Below are 23783 nucleotides of genomic sequence, written 5' to 3'. Positions count from 1 at the left end.
TTTGCCTCAGCTTGCTATTTTTAGCATTGGGTTTAAGCGCTTCACTTGGTCGCGCAGGGGTTGGGGTTCCTGCCAGTTTTCCGGCAGCTGGGTGTTAAAATCGATGTTGATAAGTCGTACCAGCGGGACCACGTTGTTTACTTCTGCGGTCAGGTTCTGGAGTTGGGCGCGGCTTAAGCCAGCGGTCTTCAAATCAGCCAGATGGCGGCTAAAAGTAGCTCTGTCCATATCACGGTAAACAGCTTCAAAGCCCAGTGTTTTCAGGGCTATGTAAAAATTGAATAACTTGGAAGCTTTGGTGTAAGTACGGACACCGCTTTTGTTTTCACGGTAAAAATGGGTTCTCAGCGATTCTTGTATCGCGGCATCGTTATGTAGGTGCATTTTTGCGCCCTCAAAAGACTTGAATACGTCCTGCCAGCTTTTTTGCCACAGGTGCTTTAACAGCGTTGGTTCGGCCTTAGCCTTGGTCATAAAATCAAATACGTGGACGGGTAAACCGTTATCAAACAACCACGGTGCAAATAATCGGGATTCGAAGCGGATAGCGCCTTCTGCCATTTTCTGAACGTCTGGTTGGTTCAGGGCTGCTAACTGACGCATTAAGCAATCGGTCAGTGTTTTGTCACCAAACGACTTTTTAAGCTTCTTCTGAACTTCTTTGATGGAGTTCATCAGTTCAGGGGTTTTCAGGTAGGCTTTGAGCTGCTTTCTGCGGCTGTTGCGTTTGTTTTTGCCTGTGCCTTTACCCCAGTAAACCGTTGACAGGTAATCGTCAGACGTCTTGTTTTTGGTCTGTCCGGCGCTGACGTTTTTCAGAACCTGAAGCACCTGCAATGCGGTGTTGTCGTTCTCTATCCTGGCTGTGTAAGTGACGTCGATATAGTCAATATTTGCTGTAGTCCAGTCTAAGAATTCAGACAGGTGAGGCATTGCCATCATGAAAGCTTCCAGAACGGCGAACAAGCACAGTTCTGCATCATCAGAGCCATAGACGTTGTGCCCCTGCAACAGCTTGGCTGGATTGCCGCAGATGCGGATATATGGGTATTTCACAAAGTCAGTGCCGTCTACGAATAAAAACGCGAGGCTGGCGAAGCTGCTCGGGATTGACTCAAAACGGTGGTTCAGGCGGCTTACTTCTGCATTGCCTTCAAGGTCAAAATCAATCTGGCCAGAGTAGGAGAGTCCGAGTTTTCCCTTAAGGGAAGGTAAAAGAATGGAGTTGTCAGACATTTCTTTGACAAACTCAGGCTTGAACATCACGGAGATAGCGCCGAAGTCAATCATGCGGCATTCCTTCTAGATGTTCGCTTTCTGCAAGCTGGAGAGGCGTATTTTGCTTTTCCTGTCACAACACGACCACAACCACACTCACAAATTTCAGTCCGGAGAGTCACAGGATAAATAGCCTGGTCTGTCACAGATTGTAAAAGCCGGTTAGTCACACTTGTTTGTCCTGGCTCAGTCACAACAGAGTGAACCAGGTGAGTCACAGTTAAGTCAGCCGGCCGAGTCACACCGTAAACAGTTTCATTGATTAAGTTGGCCAGAACTGAGCCAAGTACCAGAGGAACGCCGTTACCAACTGCGCGCTTTTTGCCTTCAACGGTGAAGCTTGGTAAATCAAAATCAGCGGGTAACCCTTGGCAGTATTTCAGGTGTTCAAATGAACGGTCATCAGAAGCAACAGCGGCAGCATGTTCTGCTGAGCGGCCTGTAAATTTAGGCGGGTTGAGTGTTAAACCGTCTTTGTTGCCGAACTGGAAGTGACGCAAGCGGCTCACGTTGGTGAACCATGCTTGATTTAAATCAAAACGCTGCCATGACCAGCCGTTAATTTTTAAGTCCGGTACTCGGGCCACGTTTTCCAGAAGCCACCAGTTGCAGTCTGCTTCGGTGACGATGCGCTGATAATGGCCGAGCAGTTCCAAGCCTTCGCCTGTTGGCTCTAAACGGCGTAAACCTGAAAATTCAGGGCAGGGAGAGCCACCGATAATTCCGGCAAACACTCCGGCAGGTACATGAAAATCACGTATGTCCTGACCTAAAAGTAAGTCAGGGCCGCGAACTACAGAGAATCCTAAAGCTTCAAACGGTTTCGAAAACAAGTCGATGCCAGGATAAAGAGACAGGATTAATTTGCTGGCTGGAACTGGTTTTGGCTCCAGCTGGGTCACAGGTAAGTTTCCCTGGTTAGTCACATCAGTCATTGTCTGACAGCTCCATGATACAAAGCCAAATACCAAAGACCGCGCCAATAGATATACAGGCAAGGTAAGGAATGGCAGAAATGTATAGGTGCATCATTGGCGGGCCTGCAAATTACAAACCCAGCCACCGGAAGCCTGAGAAAAAACGCTGGAATTTTTACAGCCTGCACTACCGTCAAAATTAGTTTTGAAGCAGATAGTACACAGAGAGCAACCAGCCAAAGGTTCACTTGCAAGCACGGTGGAAAACGGTTTTTCATCGTTGTGTAAAAAGATGAAATCTAAGGAGTTTTGAGTCAGATAGCGTTCTAGCGTCAGGTAGTGTTTTGGCGCGTCAACTGCTATATTCGCTGTGACAGGTAAATCGCCTTTGCTTTCAACGGTTTTAAGCTGCAAATACAGCTCATAATCCGAGTGGTTTGAACGGAAAGACAGGCTTTTTGCTAAGACCAGTTTGAACTTGGCGCCTTTTTCCTTGAGCTGGATTACGTCCTGTAGGTTCATGGTTTTTAGCCCTGACTAACCAAACGGAACGAAGCGGGCAGGAGGTGAGTCTCAGAAACAGGAATGGCGGGAAGCTTGGAATTATCCGGTTGCTGAGACTCTAAAGGGGTAAATTCGTACAGATTGCCGCAGTTTTCGCAATTTGCAAGTAAGTGCGTAGCTGTCATCAGTACGCGAAATACATTATCCCAGCCGCAATCACAGACGAATGTTGCTGGTTGAGGTTGTTGTGTATTCATCGGTTCCCGCCTTTGAAGTAAGTTATAGAAAAAGTATTCAGCATTGAATACCTAACTTCGGCAAATGTAATCACATTTGAATACTTTGTAAAGAGACAGGATTAAGAAAATGAACTTCAGTACAGAATTAGTTGAGCTGGCAAAGACAAAAATGAATTTGCGAACGGATGCAGATCTTTTGAAGATGCTGACCAGCATAACTAAGCAAAACCTGTCATCTGCGAAAAGTGGTAAGAGACCATTGACTGAAGAACAAGCAATTGAAATAGCTGAGAAATGTGGACTAAATGCTGAGTGGGTTTTGGTTAGTCTTGCAGCTGAAAATACAAAGTATGAGTCAGCTAGAAAGGTCTGGTCGAACCTAGCAAAAAAGCTCCTAACGGGCGCTCTGATGTTATGCGTCCTGAAGATCTCTGGAAGTTACTTAGTGCCAGACTTCGGTAAACATAGATTTTTGGCCCGTTCGCGTTTATTCGCATAATGATTATTATGTTAAATTGAATATTATTATTGGGTTATCGGCTTTAGCCCGCTGCCGTAATCCCTACATTCAAACATGTTTAAAAGCCTTACGCCTGTTTCAACTCATTTATCCGGCATAAGGCTTATTTCTGTAGATTAGGCCGACTTAATACCCACCTGTAGTATCTGGTCGTGGTCGTCTATTTGACGTACTGTCAGTACTAATTGATCCAGCTGTACCTGGTCGCCAACCACCACACGTCTGTGGAATTTCTCGGTGATGTATTCGGACAGGCTTTGGGTTGGGTCCTGATCTTCAGCGAATTTGATGCTGTAGAAGCCATCCAGCTCGTTTAAGGTGATTTCGCCGTTTAGTACGAAGTCGCCGAAGAAGTCCAGTTTATCCAACGAGGTTTGCTCTGCGCTGGTGGACACTTTGTCACTGACTGCTTTTACATCTTTGGCTTTGCTTAATACCAGCAGCATATCGTTCAGTTGAAAGCTTGGGCTTTGCTCGGCTTTGATCCATTCGCCTTTACGCAGCACACCTAAGTAACTGACATCCGGTGACATATTCAGTTGCTGCCAGTCGCTGTCTACAATAGGTGAACCTTTGCCGACTTTAAAGGACAACACCTGCAGCAAATCATTACTGTCGACGCTGTCGAGTGTCATGGAGTGATCCGGGCCTGGCTCTGGTGGTACTTCGAGTTTCAGCCAGCGCGCTACCGGCGCTATAGACCAACCTTGAATGAGCAAGGATACAATCACCACGAAAAACGCCACGTTAAAGTACAAATCTTTATTCGGCACGCCAGCTAACCATGGGAATAACGCCAGAATAATAGGCACTGCACCACGAAGCCCTACCCAGCTGATAAATACCTGATCTTTCTTTGGAAAATGAAATGGCACCAGGCTTAAAAACACAGCTATAGGCCGTGCTATAAAGATCATCACCAATGCCAGTATCAGCGCAGGAATTGCATATTCCATCAGCTTACTTGGCGTAACCAATAAACCCAACATCAAAAACATAATGATTTGACTGAGCCAGGCTAAACCGTCGTGCATACGTAAAATCTGCTGAATTTGTGGTAAACGGGCGTTGCCTATTAAAAAGCCCATTAAATACACGGCCAGAAAGCCGCTGCCACCAAATTGGTTGGTTAGGCCATAGATCAGCAGCGCATAAGAGACGGCCAATAAGGGGAAAAAGGCAGCGCTTAATGGCAGTTTACGACACAACAAAACAAAGAAGCGCCCTGCTCCATAACCTACTGCAGCGCCTACTACAGCCTGCTGAAAGAATACGGTCGACAAGGACCAATTCAATTCACTTTGGCCCGCTAAAACGCCAACCAGAGTAAAGGTCAACATCACCGCCATAGGGTCGTTACTACCCGACTCTATTTCCAATGTGGATGCCACCCGCTCTTTAATATTTAAGCCGGCAGACTGGAAGATAGAAAATACCGCAGCGGCGTCAGTTGAGCTCAATATGGCGCCCAACAATAAGCCTTCGAGCAAGGTCAAATTAAACAGGTAGGATGCTGCAACACCTAAAATGCCACAGGTCAGCACAACGCCTAAAGTGGCCAATACCGCTGCTGGCGCCAATACAACCCGAACCCTGTCCGGATGAGTACGCATACCACCATCAAACAGAATAATAACGAGGGCAATAGAGCCAATTAGCAGAGCAACATCAGGATTGCCGAACTTGATGCCCAGCAAACCGTCTTCACCGGCCAGCATGCCAATGACGAGGAAAATTAATAATAAAGGCGCACCTAAGCGCGCCGAGATCAGAGTAGCAACGATACTGGAGAAAAACAGAGCCCCTGCAACCAGGATTGTTAAATTCACTGCATCCAAATAAAAGCTCCTTTTTCTTAATGCGCGGGGTAAATCTCCCGGTAAATTTGTTGTAAAGCGGATAACGGATCGGCTGCTTTGGTAATAGGGCGCCCTATCACCATATAGTCTACACCAGCCTTTAATGCATCAGCCGGAGTCATCACCCTTTTTTGATCATCAGCAGTGGCAAAAGATGGGCGAATACCAGGGGTCACTAAGCAGAATTCTTTACCAAATTGCTGTTTTAATTCAACAGCTTCTTGTGCAGAACAAACCACGCCATCCAGGCCTGACTTATCAACCAGCCCTGCCAGTCTAAGTACCTGCTGTTGTGGCGTTAAATTAATACCCAGCTCCACTAAATCACTTTGCTCCATACTGGTCAATACGGTGACAGCGATCAGCAGAGGTTTTTCTTTGCCGAAGCTTTCTAAGGCTTCACGAGCTGCAATCATCATACGGCTGCCACCAGAGGCATGTACGTTCACCATCCACACGCCTAAATCTGCAGAGGCTTTGACGGCCTTAGCCACTGTATTAGGAATATCGTGAAATTTCAGGTCTAAAAACACATCAAACTTGCGCTGATGCAGCTCTTTGACAAAGTCCGGGCCAAAGTGAGTAAACATCTCTTTGCCGACTTTTAAACGACATAAAGCCGGGTCAAGTTGGCTGACTAAATTCAGTGCTGCGGATTTTTGTTCGAAGTCTAATGCGACCACTATAGGACTGGTGTTATTCATCACGTTCTCTTCTTTGTCAGATCAGCGACCGTCAATGCCGGTCATTGGCTCTACCGTTTCCCACTGCTGGCAAGACGGACAGAGCCAATAAGGTTGTTTGGTTTTAAAACCACAATTGCGGCAATGATACAGCACTTTGGTATCCAGATAAGCCTGTAGCATTTGTTCTATTTCAGCCAGATGTGGCTCAGACGGATCTTGTAACCGTCTGATTTGAATGAATTTTAAAAACAAGCGGATATTCGGCTGCTGCTTCAATTTATCTGTCAGCAAATTTTCAGCCTGCTGCAGGTGCTGCTCATCAGCGTAAAATTGCGCCAGCTCTGCTATAGCGCTGATGTTTTTATGTTTACGGCTAAGTTCAGTAAGTAGTTGTTGCCACTCTGCCGGTTCTGGAGTTGTCTGCTCTACTAAAGGCAATAATTCTGCAGCCCATTGAGGCCGTTGTTGCAGTATGGCCAGCAACAGCTCACGCGCTTCGGTAAATTCTTCTTCGGCAATCAGCTTTTTTGCCAGCTCGTATTTAGGCCGCAAGGATACCGGATAACGTTGGATCAACTGGCGGTACGCATCGCGCGGAGCTGGTTCTTTACGCCAGGCTTCACAGCTAAAATTCGCCACACCAATACGTAAGGAACGGGAATCTGTCTGTTCTACTACAGCACGGAAATCCATAGCTTTTTGCCATTCGTGAGTGGCTGTAAATAAGCTAAAGAGTTGTTTTAACACAGCTTCACGAATGCTTTCGGCCTGAACCAAAGCACTTAATAAAGGCTCGGCTCTGTCGTATAAACCAGCACTAAAGTAATCTTTGGCCAGCTCAAACTGTATTTTTTGTGCCTGTTGTTTTGGCAGTTTTAACTGATGCAACTTTTCATGAATACGAATGGCTTTATCCCAGTCACCACGGCGACGGAACAGATTGGCTAAGGCCAGGTAGGTATCAATAGTAGCGGCTTCGACATCAAGCAATTGCAATAATTGCTCAATAGCTTTGTCTTCCTGATCAGTCAGCAGGAAATTTAAGCCAGAGGATAAGTTTTTGGTGACAGAAGCCCTGCCCTTAAGCTCTTTTTGTTTTTCGCTGTTGCGGCCCATAAACCAGCCGTAAGCGGCGGCGACAGGAAGTAACAGAAATAACAGTTCCAGCATAGGGATCAGGTTTTATCTGAAGATTTAGCAAACCAACCTTTGGTTTTTGCCTTCAGAATAAAGGCCATAGAGACACTCAGGCCAAGCAGAAAACCAGAAACTAAAAACAGAGCGGCGATATCGACCACTCTGAGTTCTGTTTTTGCAATAAGATAATTAAATTCAGCAACTTGCTGATTGAGGGAACCCAGAATAAGCCCGAAAATAATCAGGGCAATAATAAATACAACATAAAAAAATCTGGTCAAAACTCCGTCAACCCCGTTTTTTAGCTGAAAAGAGATCAGGTGTTAGTTTTCACCCGGTCACGTAATTCTTTACCCGGTTTGAAATGAGGCACGTATTTGCCATCTAATTCCACTTTATCGCCGGTTTTTGGATTGCGACCTACACGAGGTGCGCGGTAATGCAGAGAAAAACTACCAAAACCACGAATTTCGATACGCTCGTTATTCGCAAGTGAGGTGGCCATTTGTTCCAGAATTTCTTTGACTGAAGATTCGATGTCTTTCACCTGGACATGAGAAAAATCAGTAGACAGTTTTTCGATCAATTCAGATTTGGTCATGGACCCTCCGCTGTATCAGTAGAATGAAGGACCGGAGCAAATGCTCCAGCCCTTCTATACAAGCATCAATTAGTCAGCTTTTTGAGCAGCTTTGAATGCTTCGGCCATAGCGTTACCACCAAAATCAGTATCATCCTGCTTTTTGATAGTGTCCATAGCTTCTTTTTCTTCAGCTTCGAATTTCGCTTTGATTGACAGGCTGATTACGCGGTTTTTGCGGTCAACACCCATCAGGCGAGCTTCTACTTCTTCACCAACTTTTAATACTGTAGTAGCGTCTTCGATACGCTCACGAGCGATGTCAGATACGCGAACGTAACCTTCAACACCACCTTCCAGCATTACAGTAGCGCCTTTCGCGTCAACTGCAGTTACGTTGCCTTTAACGATAGCACCTTTTTTGTTATCAGCAAGGTAGCCGTTGAACGGGTCTTCGTCTAATTGCTTGATGCCTAAAGAGATACGCTCGCGCTCTGGGTCAACTTGTAACACAACTGCGTGTACTTCGTCGCCTTTCTTGAATTCACGTACAGCGTCTTCGCCAGTTGAATTCCAGCTGATGTCTGACAGGTGTACTAAACCGTCGATGCCACCGTCTAAACCGATGAAGATACCGAAGTCAGTGATTGACTTGATCTTACCAGATACGCGGTCGCCCTTGTTGAAGCCCTTAGCGAACTCTTCCCATGGGTTGGCTTTACATTGTTTCAGACCTAAAGAAATACGACGACGTTCTTCGTCGATTTCCAGGACCATAACTTCCACTGAATCACCTAAGTTAACAACTTTAGATGGGTGGATGTTTTTGTTAGTCCAGTCCATTTCCGAAACGTGTACTAAACCTTCAACGCCTTCTTCGATTTCTACGAAGCAGCCGTAATCAGTCAGGTTAGTTACGCGACCAGTGATGCGAGCACCTTCTGGGTAACGTGAAGCGATAGCTGCCCATGGATCTTCACCCATTTGCTTCAGACCTAAAGAAACACGTTGTTTCTCACGGTCAAACTTCAGAACCTTAACTGGGATTTCGTCGCCAACATTGACGATTTCGCTTGGGTGTTTAACACGTTTCCAAGCCATGTCAGTGATGTGCAGTAAACCGTCAACGCCACCTAAATCTACGAATGCACCGTAGTCAGTCAGGTTCTTAACGATACCTTTAACTTCCATGCCTTCTTCTAAGTTTTGTAACAGTGTATCGCGCTCAGCACTGCTTTCAGATTCGATCACAGCACGACGTGATACAACCACGTTGTTACGCTTCTGATCCAATTTGATTACTTTGAACTCAAGTTCTTTGTGTTCTAAGTGTAATGTGTCACGTACCGGACGCACGTCAACTAATGAACCAGGCAGGAATGCACGGATACCATCGACTTCGACAGTGAAACCGCCTTTAACTTTGCCAGTGATGATACCGATAACAGTAACTTTATCTTCACAAGCTTTTTCCAGGCGAACCCAGGATTCATGGCGTTTAGCTTTTTCACGAGATAATAAGGTTTCACCGAAACCGTCTTCTACCGCGTCCAGAGCTACGTCGATGATGTCACCAACGCTCACTTCAATCTCGCCAGCCAGGTTTTTGAATTGTTCAACCGGGATTGCTGCTTCAGATTTCAGACCGGCGTCAACCAGTACTACGTCTTTATGGATAGCAACGATGGTTCCTTTAACGATAGAACCAGGGCGAGTTTCGATAGTCTTGAGGCTTTCCTCAAACAGTAGTGCAAAATTTTCAGTCATATTCACTTTTTCAGTTTAAGTGCTCCACGCACAGTCCTGTGTCATGGGGTTGCTAAGTTAACTTGTCATCTTCCTTGCGACAAGCTGTCCAACGTGAAGGTCTAGGCCTGGTTCAACTTTTTACAGACGTTGAGAACCTCGTCCAACACTTGTTCAATGGATTTATTGGTCGAATCCAGCATGTATGCATCGCTTGCAGGCTTTAAAGGCGCTACGGCGCGATTCATATCCCGTTCGTCACGGGCCTGTATTTCGCTCAAAAGGTCGCCGATGTTAACATCATGGCCCTTTTCTTTCAACTCTAAATAACGCCGTCTGGCGCGCTCTGACGCGTCGGCTGTTAAAAAGATTTTAACTTCTGCCTGTGGAAACACCACAGTGCCCATATCACGGCCATCTGCGACTAAGCCCGGAGCTTCTTTAAAAGCACGTTGACGGCGTAATAAGGCTTCACGTACCCGTGGTAAAGAGGCAATTTTAGAGGCCACTGAACCTACTTCTTCAGTACGGATGGTATGAGTGACATTTTCGCCTTCCAGCGTAATGCGGGTATTGCCTTGTTCGTCACAGGTAAACTGCACATCAAGGTGAGCAGCCAATGGCTGTAAGGCTTCTTCGTCAGAAGGGTCAATTTGATGATGGATAGCAGCTAAAGCTAATACACGATAAATCGCTCCGCTATCCAGCAGATGCCAGCCCAGTTTTTGGGAAACTAAACGGCAAATAGTGCCTTTCCCTGAGCCACCTGGTCCATCAATGGTAATTACCGGCGCTTGTTGCATTCTGCCTCCAAAACAGTCGAACACACAAAAAGATGCGGCATTATACAGAAATAAATGACAAAAAGCGCGGATTAATCAAGGGGATCGCGTAACCATTCAGGTTACGCGTGATTTCTTAAGCTAAGGTGCTAAGTGTGCTAAACACTTCAAAGTATTGAGGAAATGTTTTACGGGTACAATCCGGGTCTTCAATAGTTACAGCCGTATTACTTAATGCAACCAAAGAGAAGCACATGGCCATCCGGTGATCGTTGTAGGTTGCTATGCTGGCATGTTTCAGTGTCTTTGGTGGCTCAATGATAATGTAATCTTCACCTTCTTCAACTTCAGCACCCACTTTACGCAGTTCTGTCGCCATAGCTGCCAAACGGTCGGTTTCCTTCACGCGCCAGTTGTAAACATTGCGGATAGCTGTTGGGCCTTGTGCGAACAAAGCCGTAGTCGCAATGGTCATGGCCGCATCAGGAATAGCGTTGTAATCACGGTCTATGCCCTTCAATTGGTTACGGGTAACCGAAATGTAATCATAACCCCAGTCTACCGTTGCGCCCATGGCTTCTAAAGCGTCGGCAAAGTGAATATCACCCTGCACTGCATTTTTGCCAATGCCTGTGACTTTAATGGTGCCGCCTTTAATAGCAGCAGCGGCGAGGAAATAAGACGCTGAAGAAGCATCACCTTCCACCAGAAAATCACCAGGTGACTGATACTGCTGATTGCCTTTGACCACAAAGCTTTGGTAGTTCTTGTTTTCGACAGCAACGCCAAAACGAGCCATCAAAGCCAAAGTAATATCAATATAAGGTTTGGACACCAGCTCGCCACTGATCACTATTTCACTGTCACCGGATAATAAAGGTGCAGCCATCAGCACTGCGGTTAAAAACTGACTGGAGACTGAGCCATCAATACTGATTTTGCCGCCTCTAAGGGCTTTACCGCGAATACGCAGCGGCGGATAGTCTTTGTGCTGCAGATACTCAATATCGGCATTCCATTGCAGCAAGGCATCCACCAAATGGCCAATAGGACGTTCGTACATCCGTGGCTCACCTGTTAAGGTCACATCGACATGGGATACAGCCAAAGCTGCTGTGAGCGGGCGCATCGCTGTACCGGCGTTGCCTAAAAACAGCTCAAGAGGTTCTTTATGCTGAAATACGCCCGCTACACCCGTGATTTCGCACACTGTTTTATCCGCAGATAACGAAAACTGTACGCCAAGCGCTGTTAAGGCATTGAGCATATGGCTGACGTCGTCGCTGTCGAGCAAATTGGTGATACGGGTTGTGCCTTTGGCTAAAGCGGCCAGTAATAAAGCACGGTTGGAAATACTTTTTGAACCAGGTAAATGCACCACGCCTTCCACTTTAGCGATAGGCTCTAAGGTTAAAGTTTTCATCAGCCGTGCACCCGCTCAAATTCTTTCATAAAGGTTACTAAAGTTTGTACGCCTTCTAATGGCATAGCATTGTAGATACTGGCGCGCATACCGCCCACCATACGATGGCCTTTTAATGCCAACAAACCATTGGCTTCGGCTTCGTTGACAAACAAGTCGTTCAGCGTTTCGTCACCCAATAAAAACGGCACGTTCATCGATGAGCGGAATTGTGGCGCAACGTCATTGCGATAAAAATCGCTTTGGTCGATATAGCCATACAAGGTTTGTGCTTTGAGGGTGTTACGCAGTTGCATAGCCTCAACACCACCCTGACGTTTTAGCCACTGGAAGACTAAACCGGCCAGATACCAGGCATAAGTAGGAGGTGTATTAAACATACTGTCGTTTTCAGCGGCCAAACGATAATCCAAAACACTAGGAATGCTGCTGCCTTTGGCTGGTAACAAGTCTTCACGCACTATGGCGAGCGTTAAACCTGAAGGCCCGATATTCTTCTGGGCACCTGCGTAAATCACGCCATACCGGCTGACATCAATATGACGAGATAAGATGGTAGATGACAGATCGGCCACCAAAGGCGCTTTGGTGGTAGGTAAGTCAATAAACTCCATGCCATCCACTGTTTCGTTCGGGCAAAAATGCACGAAGCTGGCATTGTCATTGAGCTGCCACTCTGAAGCTGGTACTAAAGTGCGAAGACCATCTTGCTTAAACTGAATAGCCTGAGCTTTTAACGCAGTGAATTTCTCTGCTTCTTCAACCGCCGCCTTAGACCAGGCGCCTGAGACAATATAATCTGCACTGACACCTGTTTTAGCTAAATTCAGTGGCACAGCAGAAAACTGACCGCGACCACCACCATGCATAAACAGTACTTTGTAGTTTGCGGGTATGCACAATAAGTCGCGCAGGTCCTGCTCTGCCTGAGCCGCAACCTGCATAAAATCTTTGCCTCTGTGACTCATCTCCATAATGGAGCAGCCGCGACCATGCCAGTTGATCAACTCTTCCTGTGCCTGTTGCATCACTTCCACCGGCAACATAGCCGGGCCAGCACAAAAGTTATAGGTGGTCATCTCTTGCTCCTGTTACAACGCTTTATCGAATGAAAAACAAATTAGAAAACGGCTTTGGGTCATCTTGGGATGATCTTTATTATTGTGGCCTTGGGTTATACCCGTCTTACTTGAAGCTGCGGCTTTGTTAACTGCACCATCTCGCCCTAGTCACATAGGTTGACTATGCTCCTGGGGGCTCACAGGTTTGTCGCCTCCCCGCAACTTCAAGATACTTGGGTATCTAAAAGTGCTGTCTACGAATAATCCTGACGTCTGGACGGCTCTTTCTAAACAGCCGCTACTTTAGCGCACTTTACAAAAGACAGAAATAAAAAAGGGGCCAGATCACATTATTTTTTAAGTAATGTGATCTGGCCCCTTATTCATAGTCTTACTCTTCTTCGCCGTCCGCTACAGTATCCTCTGTCGGATTTTGTGCGGCTAATGCTGCAGCTTCCGCTTCTGCGGCAGCTACTTCTTCCTGATCCTGAATTTCGTCGATGCGTTGTACACCTACTACTTTCTCACCTTCGATGGTGCGGATCAGAATAACACCAGCAGTGTTACGGCCTACTTGTGAAACTTCGCTGACGCGGGTCCGTACCAGTGTGCCTTTGTCAGAAATCAGCATGATTTCATCCAGTGCGTTCACTTGTACCGCACCTACCACCAGACCATTACGTTCAGAGACTTTAATAGAGACCACGCCTTGAGTCGCACGGCTCTTCTCTGGATATTCCTGCAGAGCGGTACGTTTACCGTAGCCGTTTTCAGTCACAGTCAGAATAGCGCCTTCGCTCTTCGGAACAATCAATGACACTACAGAGCCGTTTTCGCGTAAACGGATACCACGAACACCAGTAGCTCCGCGGCCCATAGGACGAACCTGATCTTCTTTAAAGCGCACTACTTTACCGTCGTCCGAGAACAACATGATCTGGCTGTTGCCGTCTGTGATATCCACACCAATCAGCTGATCGCCTTCGTTCAGGTTCACGGCAATAATACCGTTGCTACGTGGACGAGAGTATTCAGTCAGTGATGTTTTCTTCACCGTACCGTTGGCAGTAGCCATAAACACATACTTGCCTTCTTCGTATTCACGAACCGGCAGAATAGCGGTGATACGTTCGTTTTCTTCCAGTGGCAGTAAGTTAACTATTGGCTTACCACGCGCCTGACGGGAGGCCAGAGGTAATTGATACACCTTCATCCAGTACAGACGACCACGGTTAGAGAAACACAAAATCGTATCGTGGGTGCTGGCGATCAGCAGCTGATCGACAAAGTCTTCATCTTTTACTGTAGTTGCCGCTTTACCACGACCACCACGACGCTGAGCTTCATAGTCAGACAGAGCCTGATACTTGGCGTAGCCTAAATGCGATAAAGTCACGACCACGTCTTCTTCAGTGATCAAGTCTTCCATGTTGATATCCATCGCGTTGTCCTGGATTTCAGTACGACGGGCATCACCATATTGAGCTTTTGCAGCTTCTAACTCTTCACAGATCACTTCCATTAAACGCTCCGGGCTACCCAGAATGTGTAATAACTCAGCAATCAGCAGCAATAACTCTTTGTACTCGTCTAGAATCTTTTCATGTTCCAGACCAGTCAATTTGTGTAAACGTAAATCCAGGATTGCCTGAGCCTGTTGTTCAGTCAGGAAATACTCGCCATCACGGATACCAAAATGCGCTTCCAGCCATTCAGGACGGGCTGCGTTTTCACCGGCACGTTCTAACATGGCGCTGACATCACCTAACTGCCAGCCACGAGCGATTAAACCTTGTTTGGCATCGGCCGGGCTTGATGAGTTTTTGATTAAATCAATGATTTCATCAATGTTGGCAAGAGCGATAGCCAAGCCTTCTAAGATATGAGCTCGGTCACGGGCTTTACGTAAGTCATAAACTGTTCTGCGTGTCACCACTTCGCGGCGGTGCAACACAAAACACTGCAGCATGTGCTTTAAGCCCATCAACTTCGGCTGGCCCTGATCCAGGGCAACCATGTTGATACCAAACACAGTTTGCATCTGAGTCTGGGTATACAAGTGGTTGATCAATACGTCTGATGATTCGCCACGTTTCACTTCAATGACAATACGCATACCGTCTTTATCAGACTCGTCGCGTAATGCTGAAATGCCTTCGATGCGTTTTTCTTTGACCAGCTCGGCGATTTTTTCAATCAAACGGGCTTTGTTGACCTGATAAGGAATTTCATCGACAACAATAGTCTCGCGACCTGTTTTTTCGTCGGTTTCGATATGAGTTCTGGCGCGGATATACACTTTACCACGACCGGTACGGTAAGCTTCTTCAATGCCTCGACGGCCATTGATAATAGCTGCAGTCGGGAAATCTGGTCCTGGCATCAGTTCCATCAGTTCAGGAATGCTGATATCCGGATTGGCAATTAACGCCAGACAGGCATCAATCACTTCATTTAAATTGTGTGGCGGAATATTGGTCGCCATACCTACTGCAATACCAGACGAGCCGTTCACCAGCAGGTTTGGGATTTTAGTAGGTAATACAGCCGGGATCATCTCTGTGCCGTCGTAGTTAGGCACATAGTCGACAGTTTCTTTGTCCAGATCGGCTAATAATTCCCCGGCGATACGCGACATACGCACTTCGGTATAACGCATCGCTGCTGCAGAGTCGCCGTCCACGGAACCGAAGTTACCCTGACCGTCAACCAGCATATAACGTAATGAGAAAGGCTGAGCCATACGAACTATAGTGTCGTATACAGCGCTGTCACCGTGTGGATGGTATTTACCTATGACGTCACCGACGACACGGGCAGATTTTTTGTAGGCTTTATTCCAGTCGTTGCCTAACTCTTTCATCGCAAACAAAACGCGACGGTGAACTGGCTTTAAACCGTCCCTTACGTCCGGTAAGGCACGCCCCACAATAACGCTCATTGCATAATCGAGATAAGAATTTTTTAATTCTTCTTCGATATTAATGGGAACAATTTCTTTGGCCAAATTTGTCATAAAAAGCTTTTTTCCCTTAAATCAACAAGATACCCGCGTTTTTTACTGTAATGGGTCGCGGGACAAAGGCGGATTCTACCACAGAAAAAATACCTTGCCAGTTCTGTTGTGCTTTGTACAGCATTGCTCAAACAGATCAAGGCTTTATAATAGGCAAAATTTTAAATGGATACGCTTATGAACCCCTCTTCCAATGTTGATCCGGCCGAAATTGCCAAGTTTAATGAAATCGCGTCCCGCTGGTGGGATCCGTCCGGTGAATTTAAGCCGTTACACCAACTGAATCCTTGTCGCTTGGCCTTTATCAGTGATCAGGTGCAAGGCTTATTTGGTAAAAAAACAGTAGATGTAGGTTGTGGTGGCGGCATTCTGGCTGAAGCGATGGCGAAAGCTGGTGCAGAAGTCACAGGCATTGATATGGCCGACGAAGCTTTAACAGTGGCCAAATTACATGCATTGGAATCTGCCGTATCAGTCCAGTATCAACAAAGCACTGCAGAAGACTTTGCCGCAGCCAATCAAGGTTCTTTTGATTTAGTGACCTGCATGGAAATGCTGGAGCACGTGCCTGAACCTGCTTCTGTGGTGAAGGCTTGTGCTGATTTAGCCAAACCCGGCGCGACCTTGGTGTTCTCGACCTTAAACAAAACCTGGAAAGCCTATCTGATGGCTATTGTTGGTGCTGAGCAAGTACTCAAGCTGGTGCCCAAAGGTACTCATGAGTTTGAGAAGTTTATCCGCCCTTCTGATTTAATGCGTTTTATTGATGATGCGGGTTTACAGGTGGTGGATGCGACAGGCCTGCACTACAACCCTATTAATCAATCCTTCCGCACTGGCCCTGGGCTGGATGTAAATTATTTTGTGGTAGCGAAAAAGCCAGTATGACCCAACAGCTCATTACACTTAAAAAACCAGCCGCCATTTTATTTGATTTAGATGGCACGCTGGTCGATACAGCACAGGATTTAGGCGCAGCACTGAATTTTGTGCTGCGACAGCATGGTATGCCAGAAAAAAGCTATGAAGAATATCGCCCTATGGCCTCGCATGGCGCCAAAGGTCTACTACAACTTGGTTTTGGTGAAGCGATAAAAGATATTGATTTTGGCAAAGCCCGCCAAAGCCTGCTGGATTATTACCATCAGCATAGCGGTGTGCACAGCTGCTTGTTTCCGGGGACTGAAGAGTTATTCGCGGCACTTGAGGCACGCAACATCCCTTGGGCCATAGTGACCAATAAACCTTATAAGCTCGCCGCCAAAGTACAACGTCAGATACCTGCCTTGCTAAAAAGCCGTTTATTACTAGGCGGCGACAGTCTGGCACAGCGTAAACCTGATCCAACTCCTTTAAGGATGACTGCGCACTATATGCAGGTCGAAGCAAATTCCTGCTGGTATATAGGCGATGCGGAACGGGATATAGAAGCAGGACGTCGCGCCGGCATGCAAACTGTGATGTGCGATTTTGGTTATGTAGGGCCAGATGATAAAACTGAACTCTGGGGTGCAGATTTGCACATTTCCCACTTCACAGACCTGATAAAACACCTCGACTGAGTTCAGTTTTTTCATATTTTGTTCAATTAAAAATCACCTCGCTGTAGGTGATTTTTTTTAGTGACTTAAAATTTAGCCGAACAGACAAAATAGATTTTTTACTGAAAAACTATTGCTTCCCTGCAGAGGTTTTTAAAAGCCTATTTCGCACGTTAGCGGTCACTAACATGCTGCTTTTTTCGCCCGGCAGCAGGGGTTGCAATTGATATTGATCCACTCTATCTTGTGATCCGTTCTCCTTTCACCCCTAGATGTTGTGTCGCTCTATTGAGTTTGACCTAATGAAGCCAAAAGCGGGTGAATTCGCTGCGCAGGAGAAATTCTGTGCACACAATAATAACAATTGAGATGGAATTTTCGGCGGAAAAATATGACTCAAACATTATACGTAACCAAAAGAGATGGTCAGCGCGAACCATTAGACTTAGACAAGATCCACCGTGTGATAGATTGGGCAGCTGAGAGGTTACAAAACGTATCAGTGTCTCAGGTTGAGTTACGTTCTCACATTCAGTTTTACGACGGTATCAAAACCGCCGATATTCACGAAACCATCATCAAAGCCGCTGCCGATTTAATCTCAAAAGAGACGCCGGATTATCAATATATGGCTGCCCGTCTGGCCGTATTCCATTTACGTAAAAAAGCTTATGGCCAGTTCGAGCCACCAAAGCTGTATGACCATGTGGTCAAAATGGTGGAAGAAAAGCGTTATGACGCTCATATTCTGGCTGACTACAGTAAAGAAGAATTAGAGCAGCTGGATAGTTTCATTGTCCACAGCCGCGATTTAGATTTCAGCTACGCAGCAGTCAAACAGCTCGAAGGCAAATACCTGGTGCAAAACCGGGTCACAGGCCAGATTTACGAAAGCGCCCAGTTCCTTTATATGTTGGTTGCTGCTTGTTTATTTGCTAATTATCCAAAAGACACCCGTTTAAGTTACGTGCGCCGTTTCTATGACGCTGTGTCTATGTTTAAGATTTCATTACCTACACCTATCATGTCCGGTGTACGTACCCCAACCCGTCAGTTCAGCTCTTGTGTGTTGATTGAATGTGGTGACAGCTTAGATTCCATCAACGCCACCAGTAGCGCTATCGTTAAGTACGTCAGCCAGCGCGCTGGTATTGGTATCAATGCGGGTCGTATTCGTGCCTTAGGCAGCCCAATCCGTAACGGTGAAGCCTTCCATACAGGTTGTATCCCATTCTACAAACATTTCCAGACAGCAGTAAAAAGCTGCTCTCAAGGTGGTGTTCGTGGTGGCGCAGCAACGCTGTTTTACCCTTTGTGGCATTTGGAAGTGGAATCCTTACTGGTTCTGAAAAACAACAGGGGTGTGGAAGAAAACCGCGTACGTCACTTAGATTACGGTGTGCAGTTTAACCGCTTGATGTACACACGTCTGATTAAAGATGAAATGATCACCCTGTTCAGTCCTTCAGACGTACCAGGCTTGTATGATGCGTTTTTTGAAGATCAGGAAAAGTTTGAAGAGCTGTATGTTCAATACGAAGCTGATGCGTCTATCCGTAAAAAACGTATTAAAGCTGTTGAGCTCTTCACGCTATTTATGCAGGAACGTGCCAGCACGGGTCGTATCTATTTACAGAACGTCGATCACTGCAATACGCACAGCCCATTTAATCCAAAGTTTGCCTCTGTACGTCAGAGCAACCTGTGTTTAGAAATTGCGCTGCCAACCAAGCCACTGAATGACATTAATGATCCAAATGGTGAAATCGCCCTTTGTACTCTGTCTGCCTTTAACTTAGGTGCTATCGAACATTTAGACGAGCTGGAAGAATTAGCTGAACTGGCTGTACGTGCTTTGGATAGTTTACTGGATTACCAGGACTACCCTATCCTTGCCGCTTACCACGCCAGCATGAACCGCCGTACTTTAGGTATAGGCGTGATTAACTATGCGTATTACCTGGCGAAAAATGGCGTCAAGTACTCTGATGGTTCAGCCAATGGCTTAACGCACCGTACTTTTGAAGCCATTCAGTATTACCTGATGAAAGCATCGAACAAGCTGGCTCAGGAATTTGGCCCATGCCCTAAATTTAACGAGACGACGTATTCAGAAGGCATTATGCCTATTGATACCTATAAAAAGGATCTGGATAAAGTCTGTGCCGAACCATTGCATTACGACTGGGAGCAGCTGCGTAAAGATGTGGTGCAACACGGTTTACGTAACTCGACCTTATCTGCACTGATGCCATCTGAAACTTCTTCGCAAATTTCAAATGCGACCAATGGTATTGAACCACCTCGCGGTCATATCAGTATAAAAGCAAGTAAAGACGGTATTTTGAAACAGGTTGTGCCTGAGTATGAACGCCTGAAAAACCAATATGAGTTGTTATGGGATATGCCAAACAACGACGGTTATATCAGTCTGGTAGCTATTATGCAGAAGTTTGTTGATCAGACGATTTCCGCTAATACCAACTACGATCCGGGCAAGTTCGAAGGCGGCAAAGTACCGATGAAGATCTTGTTAAAAGATTTACTAACGGCTTATAAGCTGGGTGTCAAAACCATGTACTACCACAACACCCGCGATGGCGCTTCCGACGTACAGGAAGACATCAAAGCGACGCCGGAAGACGATGGTTGTGCCGGTGGCGCCTGTAAAATTTAAGTCTGGGGCTGCATTGCAGCCCTCTTTTTGTATGCATAACTAATAATAATCTGGATATTGCTGATGAGTTACACCACCTTTAGCCGTACGAACAATGATCAAATGAAAGAGCCGATGTTTTTTGGCAATCCGGTGAACGTGTCCCGTTATGATCAACAGAAATACGGCATTTTTGAAAAACTGATCGAAAAGCAACTGAGCTTTTTCTGGCGTCCTGAAGAAGTAGATGTCAGTAAAGACCGTATCGACTTTCAACAGTTACCAGAACATGAAAAGCATATATTCCTCAGTAATTTAAAATACCAAACTCTGTTGGACTCAGTACAAGGCCGTTCACCGAACGTTGCTTTGTTGCCTATAGTGTCCTTGCCTGAGCTGGAAACCTGGATTGAAACCTGGGCCTTCAGTGAAACTATTCACAGCCGCAGTTACACCCATATAGTGCGTAATATCACTAACGAGCCACACAAAGTATTTGACGATATATTGTTGAATGAACGTATTGTTGAACGCGCAGATGACGTTACTCGTTATTACGATGATTTAATCACTTCTGTTAGCCTGTATCACTTATGTGGTGTAGGGACTCATGAAGTGAACGGCAAAACACATACCATCAGCATGCATGACCTGAAGCGTAAGCTGTACATCTGTATTTTGTCGGTGAACGTGCTCGAAGCCATTCGTTTTTATGTCAGCTTCGCTTGTAGTTTTGCCTTTGCCGAACGTGAACTGATGGAAGGTAATGCAAAAATCATTAAATTGATTGCGCGTGATGAAGCGCTGCATTTAACCGGTACTCAGCACATGCTGAATATTATGGCCGCCGGTGAAGATGACCCGGAAATGGCGATTATCGCTAAAGAGTGCGAAGACGAAGCCTACGCCATCTTCCGTAAAGCCGCTGAGCAGGAAAAAGACTGGGCTGAGTTCTTGTTTAAAGATGGTTCAATGATTGGCTTAAACAAAGATATTTTGTGCCAGTACGTTGAGTACATTACCAACAACAGAATGCAGGCTGTGGGCTTAAAGCCGATGTTCAGCACGACACAGAACCCTATTCCATGGATTAACGCCTGGTTAGTGTCTGATAACGTGCAGGTAGCACCACAGGAATCAGAAATCAGCTCCTATTTAGTAGGCCAAATCGACAACGAAATGGATGGCGCTGACTTCGGCGATTTTGATCTCTGATCTGCGATCACTGAAATGGTTAAAGTAGTGGTGAAGGATGTGCTCAGCCTGGAGTTTGGGCCTGAGCAACGCACCCTGCTTGATGCTCTGGAAGCTCAGCAACAGCAAGTGAACTATCAATGCCGCGAGGGTTACTGTGGTGCTTGCCGTTGTAAATTACTGTCAGGTTCGGTCAGTTACATCAACGAGCCATTGGCTTTTGTCCGCAAAGGCGAAATTTTACCTTGCTGCAGTATTCCCATCACAGATATAGAAATAGAATTGCCCTGAGTATCAAAAGATACTTCAGGGCAATTTTGTCATTAAAATCTCAATTCAGAATTAAGACTTCTTGATACCTTCCACGCTCAGATCCAGGTGCACAGTGGCAGAGGCTGGGCCAAGGATATTTTTAATAGCGAAATCTTCTAAGTTGATGCTGGTTGTGCCGGCAAAACCAGCACGGTAGCCACCCCATGGATCAGAACCTTCACCCAGCTTGGTTGCTTTGATGACGATTTCTTTAGTGACGCCATTTAACGTGAAGTTACCTACTACATCAAAATCAGCACCTGCTTTTGGTACTATCTTCGTGCTGACAAAAGTCGCTTTGCTGTTTTTGTCTACGTTCAGGAAATCAGGGCTGCGTAAGTGCTTGTCGCGTTCAGCATGGTTAGAGTCAACACTTTTGGTATCGATTTCTAACTGGATTTTAGAGTCCGCTAACTTGGCAGCATCATAGCTGAAGTTACCTTTAAAGGTATTAAAACGGCCGTATAACCAGCTGTAGCCTAAGTGGCTGATTTTAAACTGAACAAAAGCGTGAGCGCCTTGTGTATCAATTTCGTACTCAGCAGCTTGTAAAGCTGGTGCTGCTAACATAGACGCCATCAAGCTGGCTAATAATAATTTCTTCATTCCAATCTCCTTTCACATTAAGGTTTAAGCATTCGTTTTAACGTATCGTCTTTATCAAAAAAATGGTGTTTAAGCGCTGCTATGGCGTGTAATGCTGCTAAAGCAATCAGGCCATAAGCGGCAAATTTATGCACCAAACCGGCTTTATCTGCCTGTTCAGCAAATAACTCACCTGCAGATGGCAGGTCAAACAAGCCAAATACTTCTATCGGTCGGCCATCCGCAGTTGAAATTAAATAGCCGCTGCAAATAATTAAAAATACCAATCCGTACAACGTCAGATGAGTAAAATGGCTAGCACGTTGTACAGCCTTACTGTGACTCGCCAAAGGAGTGGCAGTTCCATTTAAAACACGCCAAAGCACTCTGTAGCCCATCATCAGTAGTAACAAGACCCCTACGCTTTTGTGCCAGAAAGGTGCAGTTTTATACCATGTACTGTAGTAGCTCAAATCCACCATCCAAAAGCCTGATGCAAAAAGCCCTATCACCATCACAGCCACCAGCCAATGCAGCGTTATGCTGGTCCAGCCATAGCCTTTGTTTTCTGTTGCCATAATTCACCCTCTTAATAGAAACAGCTTATCTTTCCAGAAGATGGTTTAAAATAACAAAAATAAGCATATTTTGTTCTATTTAATAGAAATATAATCTGTTTTACTGTGGATTTCAGACATAAAAAAAGAGCCGTAAAGGCTCTTTTCAACTATAGCAGAAATTAGAATTCAACTTTGCCGTCGCGGATATGCTGTTCGCCCCGCTCTTTGGCCAGGGCTATTTGCTTTTGGCGCTCAGCAAAAGAAGCTTTTTGCTCTTCGGTAATTTTGTCATGGCAATGAGGACAACTTAAACCCTGCACATAAAGTGGTGATTTCATCTCATCCTGCGACAGCGGCATACGACAAGCGTAGCATTGATCGTAACTGCCTTGTTCCAGACCATGTTTGACCGCAACGCGCTGGTCAAACACAAAACATTCACCCTGCCACAAACTTTCTGGCTCCGGTACTTCTTCCAGGTATTTCAGAATGCCGCCATCGAGGTGATACACCTCTTCAAAGCCCTGCTCTTTTAAAAAGGCGGTAGACTTTTCACAGCGAATTCCACCTGTACAAAACATGGCCACTTTCTTGTGCCTGGTTTTGTCCAGGTTCTGCTCCGCCCATTCTGGAAATTCGCGGAAACTGGTGGTATTTGGATTGACGGCGTTTTTAAAAGTGCCAATGGCGACTTCGTAGTCGTTACGGGTATCGATGACTATAGTGTCAGGGTCTGAAATCAGTTGATTCCACGCTTCACCTTTTACATAAGTACCGACTATATGAGCCGGATTGATGCCCTCCACGCCCATAGTGACAATTTCTTTTTTCAGCTTCACCTTAGTGCGGTAAAAGGCCTGTTCATCAGCAAAAGATTCTTTGTAGGACATGCCATCAAAACGGCTATCCGCAGCAAACCACTGCAGCATAGCGTCTATGCCTTCACGCGACCCACAAATAGTGCCGTTAATGCCTTCTTCGGCCAGTAACAACGTGCCTTTGACTTTATTCAGAACTAAGTGTTGATAGAGCTTATCGCGCAGAGCGACATAATCAGGTAAAGCGACGAATTTATATAAAGCAGCAACAACATACATCTTTGGATTCACCTTCTGCAAAGCCGGACCGTAAATCCGGGGCAAAAAATACGGGCGAGCATTATAACTACTGAACATGAAATAACAAGT

At 45.9% G+C, this 23783-nt stretch carries 23 protein-coding genes; 6 read left to right on the top strand and 17 right to left on the bottom strand.

Translation table 11 applies throughout. The annotated features are described in order from the left end of the window. Positions 1-6: 6 nt before the first annotated feature. From LSG34_RS02025 to LSG34_RS02010, 4 genes are all read right to left on the bottom strand, one after another. Positions 7-1290 carry a phage/plasmid replication protein, II/X family gene (locus LSG34_RS02025; RefSeq protein ID WP_233007140.1) on the bottom strand — a complete coding sequence of 428 codons (1284 nt, stop codon included), beginning with the start codon at positions 1288-1290 and terminating at the stop codon, positions 7-9. Further along, a complete protein-coding gene (locus LSG34_RS02020) occupies positions 1287-2213 on the bottom strand; it encodes a DNA cytosine methyltransferase (protein WP_233007139.1) in 927 nt (308 codons plus the stop codon). Before LSG34_RS02020 ends, LSG34_RS02025 begins: the two co-directional genes overlap by 4 nt. A gap of 93 nt (positions 2214-2306) precedes the next feature. After that, positions 2307-2717: a hypothetical protein gene (locus tag LSG34_RS02015; protein WP_233007138.1), complete on the bottom strand. Its 411-nt coding sequence runs from the start codon at positions 2715-2717 to the stop codon at positions 2307-2309. Between the two features lie 5 nt (positions 2718-2722). Next, a complete protein-coding gene (locus LSG34_RS02010) occupies positions 2723-2956 on the bottom strand; it encodes a hypothetical protein (RefSeq protein ID WP_233007137.1) in 234 nt (77 codons plus the stop codon). Positions 2957-3065: 109 nt separating this feature from the next. Between LSG34_RS02010 and LSG34_RS02005 the strand changes: the two genes are divergently transcribed. Continuing rightward, a complete protein-coding gene (locus LSG34_RS02005) occupies positions 3066-3437 on the top strand; it encodes a hypothetical protein (protein ID WP_233007136.1) in 372 nt (123 codons plus the stop codon). A 137-nt stretch (positions 3438-3574) separates the two neighbouring features. Here LSG34_RS02005 and LSG34_RS02000 read toward each other — a convergent pair whose 3' ends face one another. The 10 genes from LSG34_RS02000 to gyrA form a co-directional block, all read right to left on the bottom strand. Then, positions 3575-5287, bottom strand: coding sequence for a potassium/proton antiporter (locus LSG34_RS02000; protein ID WP_233007439.1), 1713 nt, complete (start codon positions 5285-5287; stop codon positions 3575-3577). Between the two features lie 26 nt (positions 5288-5313). Beyond that, positions 5314-6021, bottom strand: coding sequence for an orotidine-5'-phosphate decarboxylase (pyrF, locus tag LSG34_RS01995; protein ID WP_233007135.1), 708 nt, complete (start codon positions 6019-6021; stop codon positions 5314-5316). Positions 6022-6042: 21 nt separating this feature from the next. After that, positions 6043-7173, bottom strand: a complete 1131-nt coding sequence (locus LSG34_RS01990; RefSeq protein ID WP_233007134.1) for an N-acetylglucosaminyl transferase — start codon at positions 7171-7173, stop codon at positions 6043-6045. A gap of 5 nt (positions 7174-7178) precedes the next feature. After that, entirely contained in the window at positions 7179-7421 is a 243-nt protein-coding gene (locus tag LSG34_RS01985) for a LapA family protein (RefSeq protein WP_233007133.1), read from the bottom strand. Positions 7422-7456: 35 nt separating this feature from the next. After that, a complete protein-coding gene (gene ihfB, locus LSG34_RS01980; protein ID WP_008899011.1) occupies positions 7457-7741 on the bottom strand; it encodes an integration host factor subunit beta in 285 nt (94 codons plus the stop codon). Positions 7742-7810: 69 nt separating this feature from the next. Continuing rightward, on the bottom strand, positions 7811-9487 hold the full coding sequence (gene rpsA, locus LSG34_RS01975; protein WP_008899010.1) for a 30S ribosomal protein S1: 1677 nt from the start codon (positions 9485-9487) through the stop codon (positions 7811-7813). 101 nt (positions 9488-9588) lie between these two features. Then, complete coding sequence (gene cmk / locus LSG34_RS01970) at positions 9589-10269, bottom strand: (d)CMP kinase (RefSeq protein ID WP_233007132.1); 681 nt, start codon at positions 10267-10269, stop codon at positions 9589-9591. 115 nt (positions 10270-10384) lie between these two features. After that, positions 10385-11671, bottom strand: coding sequence for a 3-phosphoshikimate 1-carboxyvinyltransferase (aroA, locus tag LSG34_RS01965; protein ID WP_233007131.1), 1287 nt, complete (start codon positions 11669-11671; stop codon positions 10385-10387). Continuing rightward, entirely contained in the window at positions 11671-12750 is a 1080-nt protein-coding gene (gene serC / locus LSG34_RS01960; RefSeq protein ID WP_233007130.1) for a 3-phosphoserine/phosphohydroxythreonine transaminase, read from the bottom strand. Before serC ends, aroA begins: the two co-directional genes overlap by 1 nt. Positions 12751-13123: 373 nt before the next feature. Further along, complete coding sequence (gyrA, locus tag LSG34_RS01955) at positions 13124-15748, bottom strand: DNA topoisomerase (ATP-hydrolyzing) subunit A (protein ID WP_233007129.1); 2625 nt, start codon at positions 15746-15748, stop codon at positions 13124-13126. A 177-nt stretch (positions 15749-15925) separates the two neighbouring features. Here gyrA and ubiG point away from each other — a divergent pair, with 177 nt between their 5' ends. The 5 genes from ubiG to yfaE all read left to right on the top strand — a co-directional run bounded on the left by ubiG (position 15926) and on the right by yfaE (position 21430). Continuing rightward, a complete protein-coding gene (gene ubiG / locus LSG34_RS01950; protein ID WP_233007128.1) occupies positions 15926-16636 on the top strand; it encodes a bifunctional 2-polyprenyl-6-hydroxyphenol methylase/3-demethylubiquinol 3-O-methyltransferase UbiG in 711 nt (236 codons plus the stop codon). Next, positions 16633-17310: an HAD-IA family hydrolase gene (locus LSG34_RS01945; RefSeq protein WP_233007127.1), complete on the top strand. Its 678-nt coding sequence runs from the start codon at positions 16633-16635 to the stop codon at positions 17308-17310. The genes ubiG and LSG34_RS01945 overlap by 4 nt, the downstream gene beginning before the upstream one ends. 370 nt (positions 17311-17680) lie before the next feature. Continuing rightward, positions 17681-19966 (top strand): class 1a ribonucleoside-diphosphate reductase subunit alpha, encoded by a 2286-nt coding sequence (gene nrdA / locus LSG34_RS01940; protein WP_233007126.1) that lies wholly within the window; start codon positions 17681-17683, stop codon positions 19964-19966. Positions 19967-20029: 63 nt separating this feature from the next. Then, complete coding sequence (nrdB, locus tag LSG34_RS01935) at positions 20030-21160, top strand: class Ia ribonucleoside-diphosphate reductase subunit beta (protein WP_233007125.1); 1131 nt, start codon at positions 20030-20032, stop codon at positions 21158-21160. Between the two features lie 15 nt (positions 21161-21175). Further along, on the top strand, positions 21176-21430 hold the full coding sequence (yfaE, locus tag LSG34_RS01930) for a class I ribonucleotide reductase maintenance protein YfaE (protein WP_127022809.1): 255 nt from the start codon (positions 21176-21178) through the stop codon (positions 21428-21430). A gap of 51 nt (positions 21431-21481) precedes the next feature. Here the strand turns inward: yfaE and LSG34_RS01925 are convergent, their stop codons facing one another. The 3 genes from LSG34_RS01925 to trhO all read right to left on the bottom strand — a co-directional run bounded on the left by LSG34_RS01925 (position 21482) and on the right by trhO (position 23693). Then, the gene (locus LSG34_RS01925; protein WP_233007124.1) at positions 21482-22057 is read right to left on the bottom strand and encodes a YceI family protein; all 576 of its coding nucleotides are present in this window, start codon (positions 22055-22057) and stop codon (positions 21482-21484) included. A 17-nt stretch (positions 22058-22074) separates the two neighbouring features. Continuing rightward, positions 22075-22614: a cytochrome b gene (locus tag LSG34_RS01920; RefSeq protein ID WP_233007123.1), complete on the bottom strand. Its 540-nt coding sequence runs from the start codon at positions 22612-22614 to the stop codon at positions 22075-22077. A 161-nt stretch (positions 22615-22775) separates the two neighbouring features. Beyond that, on the bottom strand, positions 22776-23693 hold the full coding sequence (gene trhO / locus LSG34_RS01915; protein WP_233007122.1) for an oxygen-dependent tRNA uridine(34) hydroxylase TrhO: 918 nt from the start codon (positions 23691-23693) through the stop codon (positions 22776-22778). Between the last annotated feature and the right edge of the window lie 90 nt (positions 23694-23783).

Origin of the sequence: Rheinheimera faecalis (assembly GCF_021290965.1) — a bacterium.
Taxonomy (GTDB): Bacteria; Pseudomonadota; Gammaproteobacteria; order Enterobacterales; family Alteromonadaceae; genus Pararheinheimera; species Pararheinheimera faecalis.
Note: the sequence above shows the minus strand (reverse complement) of the source record. Positions and strands in the feature narration are given on the sequence as shown.

Excerpts from the sequence above, each read along its gene's own strand:
- LSG34_RS02025 (WP_233007140.1), bottom strand. The coding sequence starts at position 1,290 with ATGATTGACTTCGGCGCTATCTCCGTGATGTTCAAGCCTGAGTTTGTC.
- LSG34_RS02020 (WP_233007139.1), bottom strand. The coding sequence starts at position 2,213 with ATGACTGATGTGACTAACCAGGGAAACTTACCTGTGACCCAGCTGGAG.
- LSG34_RS02015 (WP_233007138.1), bottom strand. The coding sequence starts at position 2,717 with ATGAACCTACAGGACGTAATCCAGCTCAAGGAAAAAGGCGCCAAGTTC.
- LSG34_RS02010 (WP_233007137.1), bottom strand. The coding sequence starts at position 2,956 with ATGAATACACAACAACCTCAACCAGCAACATTCGTCTGTGATTGCGGC.
- LSG34_RS02005 (WP_233007136.1), top strand. The coding sequence starts at position 3,066 with ATGAACTTCAGTACAGAATTAGTTGAGCTGGCAAAGACAAAAATGAAT.
- pyrF (WP_233007135.1), bottom strand. The coding sequence starts at position 6,021 with ATGAATAACACCAGTCCTATAGTGGTCGCATTAGACTTCGAACAAAAA.
- LSG34_RS01990 (WP_233007134.1), bottom strand. The coding sequence starts at position 7,173 with ATGCTGGAACTGTTATTTCTGTTACTTCCTGTCGCCGCCGCTTACGGC.
- ihfB (WP_008899011.1), bottom strand. The coding sequence starts at position 7,741 with ATGACCAAATCTGAATTGATCGAAAAACTGTCTACTGATTTTTCTCAT.
- rpsA (WP_008899010.1), bottom strand. The coding sequence starts at position 9,487 with ATGACTGAAAATTTTGCACTACTGTTTGAGGAAAGCCTCAAGACTATC.
- cmk (WP_233007132.1), bottom strand. The coding sequence starts at position 10,269 with ATGCAACAAGCGCCGGTAATTACCATTGATGGACCAGGTGGCTCAGGG.
- aroA (WP_233007131.1), bottom strand. The coding sequence starts at position 11,671 with ATGAAAACTTTAACCTTAGAGCCTATCGCTAAAGTGGAAGGCGTGGTG.
- serC (WP_233007130.1), bottom strand. The coding sequence starts at position 12,750 with ATGACCACCTATAACTTTTGTGCTGGCCCGGCTATGTTGCCGGTGGAA.
- gyrA (WP_233007129.1), bottom strand. The coding sequence starts at position 15,748 with ATGACAAATTTGGCCAAAGAAATTGTTCCCATTAATATCGAAGAAGAA.
- ubiG (WP_233007128.1), top strand. The coding sequence starts at position 15,926 with ATGAACCCCTCTTCCAATGTTGATCCGGCCGAAATTGCCAAGTTTAAT.
- LSG34_RS01945 (WP_233007127.1), top strand. The coding sequence starts at position 16,633 with ATGACCCAACAGCTCATTACACTTAAAAAACCAGCCGCCATTTTATTT.
- nrdA (WP_233007126.1), top strand. The coding sequence starts at position 17,681 with ATGACTCAAACATTATACGTAACCAAAAGAGATGGTCAGCGCGAACCA.
- nrdB (WP_233007125.1), top strand. The coding sequence starts at position 20,030 with ATGAGTTACACCACCTTTAGCCGTACGAACAATGATCAAATGAAAGAG.
- yfaE (WP_127022809.1), top strand. The coding sequence starts at position 21,176 with ATGGTTAAAGTAGTGGTGAAGGATGTGCTCAGCCTGGAGTTTGGGCCT.
- LSG34_RS01925 (WP_233007124.1), bottom strand. The coding sequence starts at position 22,057 with ATGAAGAAATTATTATTAGCCAGCTTGATGGCGTCTATGTTAGCAGCA.
- LSG34_RS01920 (WP_233007123.1), bottom strand. The coding sequence starts at position 22,614 with ATGGCAACAGAAAACAAAGGCTATGGCTGGACCAGCATAACGCTGCAT.
- trhO (WP_233007122.1), bottom strand. The coding sequence starts at position 23,693 with ATGTATGTTGTTGCTGCTTTATATAAATTCGTCGCTTTACCTGATTAT.